Here is an 11,684-nt window from a genome sequence, read left to right as displayed (position 1 = left end):
ACTTTGGTTTTTTGTTTCGTCCAATATAAAGAGTATAAAGTGTGAAACTGCCTGAACATCTTAACCCCAAACGTTCTTTTCAGGGACTAATCTTAACTTTGCAAAATTATTGGGCACACTATGGATGTGCAATTTTGCAACCTTACGATATGGAAGTAGGAGCTGGGACTTTTCATCCAGCAACAACATTACGCTCTCTAGGTCCACGCCCTTGGAAAGTTGCTTATGTTCAGCCTTCTCGGCGTCCAACAGATGGCCGATATGGTAAGAATCCAAATCGTCTACAACACTATTACCAATTCCAAGTGCTTCTCAAACCCTCTCCGCTCAATCTACAAGAACTTTATATAAAGTCGCTACAAGCTATCGGGCTTGATACAAAACTGCATGATATTCGCTTTGTTGAAGATGATTGGGAAAGTCCCACCCTTGGTGCTTGGGGGCTTGGATGGGAATGCTGGTGCGATGGGATGGAAGTCTCTCAATTTACTTATTTTCAACAAGTTTGTGGCATTGAATGCGCTCCAGTTTCAGGGGAACTCACATATGGTCTTGAGCGTCTAGCGATGTATATCCAAGGGGTTGAGAACGTCTATAAGCTTAACTTTAATGGTTTGGAGGGAGAAAACAAAATAAGTTATAGAGATATTTTTTTACAGGCAGAACAGGAATACTCATATTACAACTTCGAATTTGCTGATACAAAACTGCTACATCAGCATTTTATCGATGCAGAACGTGAATGCAGCGCACTTCTTGATGCTGGAAAACCAAATAAAGAAAATATATTACATCGCTGTGTTTTTCCTGCCTATGATCAATGTATTAAAGCGAGCCATATCTTTAATCTTTTGCAAGCACGTGGCGTTATTTCTGTAACAGAACGACAAAATTATATTCTTCGCATTCGTGATCTCGCGCGCCGTTGTGGGGAAGCCTTCTTGCTCACAGAAGCTGGACAAATATACACTGGAGAAGCCTAATGTCTGATCTTCTTCTTGAACTTTTCAGTGAAGAAATCCCCGCACGTATGCAACGAAAAGCTGCTGCTGATCTTAAAAAATCTGTTACAGATCAACTTGTGAATGCTGGATTGATCTATGAAGCTGCTCGTGAATATTGGACACCTCGTCGGCTAACATTAGACATACGCGGACTTTCCATACGCTCAAAAGATATCCATGAAGAACGCAAAGGTCCTAGTATAAAATCACCACAGCATGTAATTGATGGTTTTCTACGTGCAACAGGATTAAACGATATTTCTGAAGCACATATTGGACATGATGATAAAAAAGGTTATTTTTATATTGCTAAAATTGTTAAAAAAGGTCGAGCTGCAGAAGAAATTATTGCCGATATTTTACCGAATATTATCCGCAACTTTCCGTGGCCGAAATCTATGCGTTGGGGAAAAGATTCAGCACAAAGTGGTGCTCTGAAGTGGATTCGACCTTTACAAAACATTCTTTGCATCTTCGGACCAGAAATTGGTGAAACACATACTATTCCGTTTACAATTGGTTCTCTTAAAAGCAATAATTTAACTTATGGTCATCGTTTCTTAAGTGATGGAAAGCCATTTCAAGTGCGCCGCTTTGATGATTATGTTACTCAACTTGAAACCCACAAAGTCATTCTGGATGCCGAGAGACGAAAGAATATTATTTTAGCTGATGCCCAAAATCTCTGCTTTGCCAACGGTTTAGAACTGGTTCAAGACAATCCCCTCCTAGAAGAAGTTGCTGGTCTTGTTGAATGGCCTGTTATCCTGATGGGTGATTTTGACAAATCATTCCTTGATATTCCTCCAGAAATTATCCGCTTGACCATTCGAGCCAATCAAAAATGTTTTGTCACCCGTAAACAAGGAGAAAAAGTAAAACTTTCTCATCATTTTATTCTTGTTTCTAATATTCTTGCAAATGATGAAGGCAAAGAAATTTCAAAAGGAAATAGTAAGGTTGTCCGTGCCCGTCTCTCTGATGCACTTTATTTTTGGCAAACTGATCAGCGTGATTTGCCTGATATTCAACAATTGGAATCTTCTATAAAAAAATTTGATCTTGATATAAAAAAACCTTTCGATCAAAGAATGGCGCGACTTGATCATTTGAATGTAACTTTTCATGCTAAATTAGGTACGCAAGGTGCAAGAGTAGAACGCATTGCTACACTCGCACAAGAAATTGCACCTTTGATACAAACAGATCCTATTTTAGCAAAACGTGCAGCAATTCTTGCAAAAGCTGATTTGCAAACAGAAATCGTCGGAGAATTTCCTGAATTACAAGGAGTTATGGGGAAAAAATATGCCCTTCTTCAAGGAGAAGATCCTCGCGTAGCTGTAGCAATCGAGGAGCATTATAAACCTCAAGGACCAACAGATCGTCTTCCACAAGAACCGCTTGCTATAACCGTTATGCTCGCCGACAAAATTGACATGCTCGTTGGCTTTTGGCTCATTAATGAAAAACCAACGGGCTCAAAAGATCCCTATGCGTTAAGACGAGCAGCATTGGGAATTATTAGGCTTGTACTTTCGCGAGATTGGAAAATCAATCTTATACCACTGTTTCAGTTAGCAACAAATCTCTTCTTACAACAAAAAAATAAATATGAAATCTCTCAAAGAGAAAATTCCCAATTGCAGAATCTGCTTCCAGAAAAAATAGAATATATTTTATCAGACCTGTTATTCTTTTTTCATGACCGTTTGAAAATCTATCTAAAAGAGGAAGGTGCTCGTTACGATGCCCTTGAAGCCGTTTTAAATAAAGACTCTGATGATTTTTTATTGGTGGCACGTCGTGTCGAATCGCTTATCGCTTTTATCAATACCCATGATGGAATGAACTTTGTAGCCTCTGTAAAACGTACTGCCAATATTCTTGAAAATGAATTTCAAAAAAGCACAACAATAGCGAGTAAAATTAATCCTGAGCTCTTTGTCGAGAAAGAAGAAAACCAGCTCTATCATGCAATCTGTGAAGTAGAAAAAAAGGTTCTTGCTCCCATCAATGCAACAAATTTATCATTTGCACTCAGTGCACTAGCGCCACTTGGAAAATTGATTGATATATTTTTTGAAACGGTATTGGTAAATGATAAAAAACCTGACGTTCGTGCTAACCGTCTTGCTCTTCTCAAACGCACTCACATTGTTACACAATCGGTTGCAGACTTTTCAAAACTTGTCATTTAAAATCAAAATGTCCTATTAACTGGTAAAAATAATGAAGATAAATTTTTTTTATGACTTTTATTAATTAATATTGAGGAAATTATGCAATCAAAGAGGACGTTCTTTATCTCTCAAATATCATTAATTAAGATATGTTTTCATCTTGATAAATGATTCCTTCTCAAGAGACGCTTTAATAAGTTTATCTGCCTTGTTAGAATCTAATTCCTTTGCAATAAGGATACGTGCTGTAGAAATTGCCAAATCAATAGCCGATGCAGAAACCATGCGTATTGCATCTGCCTCTGCTTGAGCGATTTTTTGCTCTGCCAATTTATTGCGGTTTTTTACATATTCTTCTGCTTTTGTACGAGCCTCAGCAATAACAGATTCAACTTCATGCTTTGCTGCTGCAATAATTTCTTGCGCATCTTTTTCTGCTTCTGCATGTTTGCGTTGATATTCAGCCAATATTTCCTGTGCCTCTTCACGAAGACGCAGCGCCTCATCCAGTTCATCTTTGATACGTTTCGCGCGTGCATCAAGATGGTGTATAACCCTCTGTGGAATTTGGAAATAGACTAAAAGAGCCAAAAAAAGAACTAACCCAACAAATGCCCAAAAAGTATCAGTCATCTTTGTCTTCCTCCATAATCCGCAGTTTTAACAACTGAACGAACAGCCTCTTTGCTGATATCAACGTCAATCAATTTTTTCACAATTTCAAGAGCTACTTCTTCAGCGATAGAACCAACATTTTGCATCGCTTTATCTCGAATTTTTGCTATCTGTTTTTCAGCATCTGCGAGTTTTTTCTCTAGACTCTCTTCAATTTCTTTCCGTTCAAGCTCTGCCTTTTCTTTTAATTCTTCACTAGCTACCTGCGCTATAGCCTGCGCGTTCAAACGCGCTTCCGCTAATTTCCGCTCATAAGTTTCAACAACAATGTCTGCTTCTTGCTTCATGCGCATTGCCTGATCTAAATCAGATGCTATTCGATCTCGCCGTGTTTCAATAACACCGCCAATACGTGGTACAATTACACGGGAGATAAAAAGATAAAAAAGTCCGAAAGAAATTGCCAACCAGAAAAAATGCGAACCAAAATGCACAAAATCAAAAGGCGGAAACACACGATTTGCATGCTCTGCCACCTTTTTAATATGTTCTATCGACGTTTCAGTGTTCTGTGCATAAGCGCTTGAAACAAACATCTTCTTTCATCCTTTAAATAGCTTATTAAAGCCCTCTATAACCGATGATAACTGACTAACATCTCTCTAGCATCTCTCTGGTTAAGAGCCTAAAAGGGTAAATCTTTCCTCATGCAAGAACAGATATACCCTTTTGATGATGATTAAACCCCAAAAAGAAGTAATAAAGCAATGAGCAATGAAAAAATTCCCAAAGCTTCTGTTACAGCAAAACCAAAGACGAGACGTCCAAACTGACTATCTGCTGCTGATGGATTTCGTAATGCACCAGAAAGATAGCTACCAAAAATATTACCAAGTCCTAAAGCTGTTCCAGCCATACCAAAGCAAGCAAGACCAGCACCAATATATTTTGCTGCAAGCACCATTTCCATGTTATTCTCCTTTAAAGCGAAATTGCATTATTCGACGGAAAACCGCCAGTTCTATTAATGTCCTGGATGAATTGCATCATTAAGATACATACAAGTTAAAACCGTAAAGACGTAAGCCTGAAGAAATGCGACCAAAAACTCAAGAGCAGTAATTGCTACAGTCATAATAAGCGGTAAAATCGAACCACCCACACCTACGAGTCCTACCCCAATCATTGAAACAACAAACCCAGAAAACACTTTAAGCGTAATATGACCAGCAAGCATATTCGCAAAAAGACGAAGAGAAAGACTAATTGGACGGGAGAGAAAAGAAATAACCTCAATCATTGTCACCAGAGGTAAAACCACAACCGGAACTCCACTGGGAACGAACAGTTTCAAAAAACTGACCCCATGCTTATAAAAGCCATAACCAATCACCGTCAAGATTACCACCATTGCTAACGAAAACGTGATCATGATTTGAGACGTAACCGTATAAAAATAAGGAAAGAGACCAATAAAGTTAGCAACCAAAATAAAAGTAAACAGAGAAAAAACTAAAGGGAAAAACTGCATTCCTTGCACACCAGATGATTCCCGCAGAGTCGATGCTACAAATTCATATGCCATTTCCGAAAGAGACTGCATCCGCGTTGGAACCAATCCACGACTCGATGATGAAATAAAGAGAAAAATAGAAGTTACAACAACCGTGAGGACTGTAAATAATGATACATTTGTAAACGATAAATCCATATTTCCTATGGAAATCTTAATCAGCCTTGAAACCTCAAACTGATGAATAGGATCTGGAGCGTGTGCTGTCACTTCAACCTCATTTATCGGACCTCTCATTGGCCCCTTTATCTTGTTTATCTTGGCGCAATACGCCTTTTTTTCCTAATTGACTGGAGGAAACATACCCCACAGACCGAAGAATACTCAATACACCCGCAGCAAATCCAAAGAAGAGAAAAAATACCAATCCCCAAGGCCATGAACTTGCTAACTTATCAAACCCCAACCCCAAAACAATACCAACTATAATACTTGCCAGAAACTCACTGGAAAGCTTAATTGCATCTGCCATCCTTCCTTGTGATTTTTCCCGCTTACTCTTATACTCCCGCTTCTTTAATGCTTGCTTGCGCACTAAAGCTACGCTTAAGTTCCTACTACGACATTCCAAATCCTCTGAATGAAGACACTCTCCTTGCTTTTTCTCTTCAGCCTCCTTACGGCTCATAACGGGTTTCTCGCCCATCGCCATCATTGGCTCCTTAATTAAAAAGCAATGTAAGAATACATTTCATAAAACCGTGTGCATCATATTGTTCCCGAATTTATTCGTCAAGATACTAAAAGAAATCTATCACAAGTTATCGTATAAATTTCATTGCAGAAATAACGTATTTTTCAATTTACATGCTTTCTTAAAAAGATATTCTAAGCACCTAAACCGATTTCACGACAGCACCCGTGAATGTATAACGAAAAGTTCCCGTGAATAATATAAAACTTATAGAACAACCATTTTACGCTTAACGAAAGGTGTAAACTAATACCATCTTATTTTCCGGCTCCCAATGTTATATCAGTCCTAGTTTTGAAAGAGAACATAGAAAACTAAAAACAGTATGAGAACGTTGGTTTTCTCCTTTTATTCGAATAAACTTGCACTTTTCATTTTATGAAAATGATAATAATCAATGGTTTCTGTATGATCCTATTCGCGAAGTATTTTATAGACGCCATTACAAGCCTCATCACGAAATGAGCTTGAGGGTATTAAGAGAAGCTCCTTTAAATACAAGATATTAATAAATCAAAAATTTCAAATAGATTAAGCCAATAGAACACAATAAAATTTAAATATGATTACCATACCACTTTATACAATTTTAATCCACTTTTATAAACTTCGCTCCTTACAATTGAATATCTGTGGATTCAGCAAATATTTTTGCTTTTTATTCAGACAAACAAGAAAAAGCGCTTATTCATAAGCTTTATTTTTATGAAACGATAATCTAATGCTGCTTTTCAAACAAGCATCATAATTATATTCCCCTACCCTCATATTGCATCTATTCTTGCATTTAAATAACCCATTAAGAGGATTATGTACTCTTTCTTAAATACTATTAAACTCTTCTCATGACATGCAAATAAATGATCTTTATCAAGATGAGAGAGCTCTATTCAATAGCGCTCATGATAAATGATTATCAATAAAATTAAAACTTTAGCAAATAAAACTTTTTCTTTTATGAAAAGAAAGATCATAAAAAAACTTATTTTTAAGATTCTTAAGTATAGATTTCATTCACTTAAAAAATTAAAGAGTTATCATTTCTTCTTGGAACGTGTCGCAAAAGGATTATCAGAGGCTCGTAATGATATGCGAACGGGTATACCAGACATATCAAATGTTTCACGTAACCCATTGACAAGATAACGCAAATACGACTGGGGCATACTTTTGGGGCGCGAGCAGGAAATCATAAATCCAGGAGGACGTGTCTTAACCTGTGTAATGTATTTAACCTTAAGTCGACGTCCAGAAACCGCAGGAGGTGGATGATGTGCCACAATAGTTCCAAGCCATTGGTTCAATTTAGCCGTCGAAATGCGACGATTCCATACACGGTGCATCATCATGACATTTTCCATCAGTTTATCAATCCCTTGACCATATTGTCCTGATAAAGGAACAGCTCTCAAACCACGAACTTGAGGAAGAAATCGCGCACATTTTTCATGCAAATCAATCAATGTGGTCTGACTGTTTTCAATAAGGTCCCACTTATTGAAAGCAATAACTGGAACACGCCCTTCACGAATCACAAGATCAGCAATTTGTAAATCCTGCTTTTCAAAAGGTATCGTTGCATCAAAAACAATGACCACCACTTCTGCAAAACGAATAGCACGTAAAGTATCTGCAACAGATAGTTTTTCTAATTTTTCTTGAATTCTCGATTTTCGACGTAAACCTGCAGTATCAAAAAGTTTAATATGACGACCACGCCATTCCCAATCTACAGAAATAGAATCACGCGTGAGTCCTGCTTCTGGTCCTGTTAACAATCGCTCTTGTTTCAACATACTATTGATAAGAGTGGATTTTCCTGTATTGGGACGCCCCGCAATTGCAATCCTAATGGGCTTACTTTCATCGTAAATAAGCTCCTCTTCTTCCAAATCCTTTACATCATCACCAACAGATGCAGGTTGTATCATTCTATCTTCTTCTTTGTTGTTGCCAAAAGCATGCTCTGACCCAACAGCATCTATAATTGCATCACGCAGATCACTAAGTCCCAAACCATGTTCAGCCGATATTGGGCACGGCTCCCCCAAACCTAATGACCACGCCTCATACTCTCCTCCTGTTGCCGCTCTTGACTCAGACTTATTGGCAACAAGCACAATTGGCTTTCCTGATTTGCGAACCAATGAAGAAAAATTTAAATCACTTGGTGTTATTCCGCTCTTTGCATCAAATACAAATAAAATAAGATCCGCTTCATCAATTGCAACTTTTGTATGAGAACGCATACGCCCCTCAAGTGTATGATCACCTGTTTCTTCCAGCCCAGCCGTATCAATCACATCAAAACGTAGATCTTGAAGTTTTGCCGCATGAATACGCCGATCACGTGTTACACCAGGCTTATCATCAACCAAAGCCAATTTTTGCCCAACCAAACGATTAAATAGTGTTGACTTCCCAACATTGGGACGACCAACGATAGCAATGGTAAGGCTCATCGATTTATTCCTTATTTGCCTTGCCCTCAGCTTGTATAAGCTCAAGCATCATTCGAGCCCGATCTGTTATTTTTAAACCCAAAGAACCTTCTTCAGAAATTTTCTTAAAATAATAAACCGCCTCATCCATTTTATCCGCCTTATAAGCAGCTAAGCCTAAAGCTTCTCTTGCAGACATACGCATAGGATCGGTATCACTTGCCATATCTTTGATGCGCTTTTCAACATCAGTTAATGTCCCTGTATCAACCAGAATATAAGCCGCCCGAATTTTTGCAACTTTCTGCAAAATCTGCGGTGCTTTCTCGTCCGCTGCAACAGAATCAAAGATCTCCACTGACTTAATAATATCACCTTTCTCCATGAGTAAAGAAGCCTCACGTAAACGAGCAAGAAAAGGATACCCCCCAAAATGAGAGGTTTTAACAGTTTCTAATTGCTTTATCGCTTTATCAAAATCACGTGTATCCGCAAGATCAAGACTCTTTACAAATGCATCACCAATATAACCAGCTTTCTTTATTTGTGTATGATGATAAACTTGATAAGCAACTATCATGAATATAAAAAGAATAGCTGCTCCAATAATTGAAAAACCATACCGTCTCCAAAAAGCAAGCGCCTTTTCCTGACGAAATTCTGCATTCACTTCAGCAATAAAACTATCATACGACATATATCATACCTTGAAAAAAGTTACTTCACCTATGCTTTTACGCATAAATGGATAAAGATAGTAGCCCTAATTAACTAAAAATCTTTAAATTGCTCGTTTATTTATTTTAAATCAACATGTAGCCAATTCAATCAGATTTTTGCAACAGTCTTAATCGAAAATGATGTAAGCACCCTGTTTGTTCACATTACAGCTTTTACATATATTGAGTCTTATGAAAAATTCACTGCCTTAATATTTATCATGATTGCCTATCATCTCAAGCGAACTTTCTCCCCATTATATAGAGGGATAATCTTTTGAAGTCTTCAACCGCAATCGTTGGTTGTATTGGATTATACAATTATAATAGAAAAACTAATTCTTGAAAAAACTTGAATAAACAGTAAATTTCCACGAATGTCTACTAAAACCAAATAGATAAAGTTTTATCTGTATCAAAAATACCGAAGCGCCATGATTAAAGTGTGGTATAATTCCAAATCTTCAGTTAAAGTTCTATATACAAAGTGTATCCCTTCAGCTTATCTTCATGCGATTAACAACTTTTTATAATTGATCCTTAAAGTTTTTTAAAATATCCTATTGTAAGGGCCAAACCCACATAAGCATTGGAACAGCAATAATAACGATCAACACCGCCAATGGAGCACCCAAACGTGGATAATCACTAAAACGATATCCTCCTGGCGCCATCACGAGCATATTACTTTGATGTCCAATAGGTGTAAGAAACTCACAACCCGCACCAATTGCAACAGCCATCAAAAAAGCTTCAGGTTTATAATGAAGGGAATGAGCAAAACTTGACGCAATTGGTGCTACCATCATCACTGTTGCTGCATTATTCAAAAATGGCGTGACCAACATAGCTGTCACCAACATAAGTGCTAAAGCACCAAATGGCGGGAAAAATATTGCCAATTGACTCAGCCATTGACCAATGAGATCCGTACATCCTGTTTTCTCTAACGCTTCACTCACTGGAATAAGAGCCGCTAGTAGTACTAATATTTGGCCATCTAATGCCTGATACAGATCACGCGCGGGCAAAACGCGAAAGATAACCATTGCGGCAGCAGCAGAAAAAAAAGAAAAAGCAACTGGAACAATATGAAAAGCTGTAAAAATAATTGCTATAAATAAAACAACTAAAGAGATGAAACCATGTCGTAAATTTCCAAACACAATATTTCGTTTTGCTAGGGGCAAGCATTTCAATTCTCTTAATAAATTTGGAATAACTGCATCCTGTCCTTGCAAAACAATCACATCTCCAAGATGGAAAATAATATCATCAAGTCTTCCCCGCACCCTTTCATGTTGACGACTTAACGCAAGCAAATTTACATTATAGCGATCAAATAGGGAAAACTCTTTCGCACTAATACCAATAAGAGGTGAATTATGGGTGATGACTGCTTCAATAATATCAATGTCACTGTCCTTATCACCTGCAGCAATAGTTCGCCCCTTAGAAAACTCTAAACGAGCAGAGTTCATCACGCTATCTAACCCTGTATGCGACCCTTCCAGCAAAATAATATCATTTTCAGACAAAACAAAATCTGGTAATGGTGAAATAGATACTTTGTTTCTGATGATTTGAATCACCATAACGTCACCACTTGATGGCTTAACCAAATCAACAATATTTTTTCCTATAATTGGTGAATTTATTGGAATATGCACTTCTGCAACATAATTACGAATATCAATGGCATCATCAAATGATACACCTGAACGCATACGCACAGGCAAAAGCCAATAAAAAAAGACTAAATATACAACACCAGCCGCCGCAATAACAGCACCAACTGGTGTAAAATCAAACATAGTAAAAGGTGTTCCTGTTAAACGTTCTTGCATCGCTGAAATAACAACATTGGGAGATGTTCCTATCTGTGTCATAAGCCCCCCCAACAAAGAACCAAAGGCCATGGGCATCAAAAAGACAGAAGGAGAAACCTGAGAACGACGTGCAAACTGAAAAGCTATCGGAAGCATAATAGCCAAAGCACCAATGTTTTTAACAAACATTGATAATACGACAACAGAAAGAACTAAAAAAGCTAATTGAAAACGCACAGATTTCACGTCTGGCCATATCCGTTGAATAATAAATTCCATTATACCTGAGCGAGATACAGCCGTACTGACAACAAACACACTCCCCACAATAATAACAATATCATTACTAAAACCGCTAAAAGCTTCCTTCGGACTGACAAGACCAAGAGCACAAGCTATTAATAACGTACAAATAGCAACAAGATCATAACGAAATCGATCCCAAATAAAAACAACCATCATGAGACCAATGATCGAAAAAGCCATTATTTGATTTTCTGTCATAACACTCACCTCTCCCCGTTAAATTATAATGAACAAAAACATATCTTTTATGTTTTAAATATTCCTGTAAACAGCAGCAAGATAAAAGCAGAGATCGGAATATTTTAGGATAATTTTAAAGT

Annotated in this window: 10 protein-coding genes; 2 read left to right on the top strand and 8 right to left on the bottom strand. The window is 37.6% G+C overall.

What is annotated here, in order from left to right; all coding sequences use genetic code 11:
* The first annotated feature begins 41 nt into the window (after window positions 1–41).
* Together ACFIJS_RS04860 and glyS are read left to right on the top strand one after the other, a co-directional pair.
* Entirely contained in the window at window positions 42–983 is a 942-nt protein-coding gene (locus tag ACFIJS_RS04860) for a glycine--tRNA ligase subunit alpha (RefSeq protein WP_375650378.1), read from the top strand.
* A complete protein-coding gene (glyS, locus tag ACFIJS_RS04855; RefSeq protein ID WP_375650377.1) occupies window positions 983–3,205 on the top strand; it encodes a glycine--tRNA ligase subunit beta in 2,223 nt (740 codons plus the stop codon). The genes ACFIJS_RS04860 and glyS overlap by 1 nt, the downstream gene beginning before the upstream one ends.
* A 120-nt stretch (window positions 3,206–3,325) precedes the next feature.
* Here the strand turns inward: glyS and ACFIJS_RS04850 are convergent, their stop codons facing one another.
* The 8 genes from ACFIJS_RS04850 to ACFIJS_RS04815 form a co-directional block, all read right to left on the bottom strand.
* Complete coding sequence (locus tag ACFIJS_RS04850; protein ID WP_375650376.1) at window positions 3,326–3,820, bottom strand: F0F1 ATP synthase subunit B; 495 nt, start codon at window positions 3,818–3,820, stop codon at window positions 3,326–3,328.
* The gene (locus ACFIJS_RS04845) at window positions 3,817–4,398 is read right to left on the bottom strand and encodes a F0F1 ATP synthase subunit B (RefSeq protein ID WP_375650375.1); all 582 of its coding nucleotides are present in this window, start codon (window positions 4,396–4,398) and stop codon (window positions 3,817–3,819) included. Before ACFIJS_RS04845 ends, ACFIJS_RS04850 begins: the two co-directional genes overlap by 4 nt.
* Before the next feature lie 143 nt (window positions 4,399–4,541).
* Complete coding sequence (locus ACFIJS_RS04840) at window positions 4,542–4,772, bottom strand: F0F1 ATP synthase subunit C (protein ID WP_005773968.1); 231 nt, start codon at window positions 4,770–4,772, stop codon at window positions 4,542–4,544.
* 54 nt (window positions 4,773–4,826) lie between these two features.
* Entirely contained in the window at window positions 4,827–5,585 is a 759-nt protein-coding gene (locus tag ACFIJS_RS04835; protein WP_375623586.1) for a F0F1 ATP synthase subunit A, read from the bottom strand.
* Between the two features lie 7 nt (window positions 5,586–5,592).
* Window positions 5,593–6,027: an AtpZ/AtpI family protein gene (locus tag ACFIJS_RS04830; RefSeq protein ID WP_375650373.1), complete on the bottom strand. Its 435-nt coding sequence runs from the start codon at window positions 6,025–6,027 to the stop codon at window positions 5,593–5,595.
* Window positions 6,028–7,106: 1,079 nt separating this feature from the next.
* Window positions 7,107–8,531, bottom strand: a complete 1,425-nt coding sequence (der, locus tag ACFIJS_RS04825) for a ribosome biogenesis GTPase Der (protein WP_375650372.1) — start codon at window positions 8,529–8,531, stop codon at window positions 7,107–7,109.
* Between the two features lie 4 nt (window positions 8,532–8,535).
* Complete coding sequence (locus ACFIJS_RS04820) at window positions 8,536–9,207, bottom strand: tetratricopeptide repeat protein (RefSeq protein ID WP_375618447.1); 672 nt, start codon at window positions 9,205–9,207, stop codon at window positions 8,536–8,538.
* Between the two features lie 582 nt (window positions 9,208–9,789).
* Window positions 9,790–11,562 (bottom strand): SLC13 family permease, encoded by a 1,773-nt coding sequence (locus ACFIJS_RS04815; RefSeq protein WP_375650371.1) that lies wholly within the window; start codon window positions 11,560–11,562, stop codon window positions 9,790–9,792.
* Window positions 11,563–11,684 lie beyond the last annotated feature (122 nt).

Source organism: Bartonella sp. OT172YNZD (assembly GCF_042193725.1).
Lineage (GTDB): Bacteria > Pseudomonadota > Alphaproteobacteria > Rhizobiales > Rhizobiaceae > Bartonella > Bartonella grahamii_A.
The sequence above is the reverse complement of the archived record's forward strand: the minus strand, read 5'-3'. Positions and strand labels throughout refer to the sequence as shown.

Coding starts and splice junctions, on each gene's coding strand:
- glyS (WP_375650377.1), top strand. CDS start 983: ATGTCTGATCTTCTTCTTGAACTTTTCAGTGAAGAAATCCCCGCACGT.
- ACFIJS_RS04850 (WP_375650376.1), bottom strand. CDS start 3,820: ATGACTGATACTTTTTGGGCATTTGTTGGGTTAGTTCTTTTTTTGGCT.
- ACFIJS_RS04845 (WP_375650375.1), bottom strand. CDS start 4,398: ATGTTTGTTTCAAGCGCTTATGCACAGAACACTGAAACGTCGATAGAA.
- ACFIJS_RS04840 (WP_005773968.1), bottom strand. CDS start 4,772: ATGGAAATGGTGCTTGCAGCAAAATATATTGGTGCTGGTCTTGCTTGC.
- ACFIJS_RS04830 (WP_375650373.1), bottom strand. CDS start 6,027: ATGGCGATGGGCGAGAAACCCGTTATGAGCCGTAAGGAGGCTGAAGAG.
- der (WP_375650372.1), bottom strand. CDS start 8,531: ATGAGCCTTACCATTGCTATCGTTGGTCGTCCCAATGTTGGGAAGTCA.
- ACFIJS_RS04820 (WP_375618447.1), bottom strand. CDS start 9,207: ATGTCGTATGATAGTTTTATTGCTGAAGTGAATGCAGAATTTCGTCAG.
- ACFIJS_RS04815 (WP_375650371.1), bottom strand. CDS start 11,562: ATGACAGAAAATCAAATAATGGCTTTTTCGATCATTGGTCTCATGATG.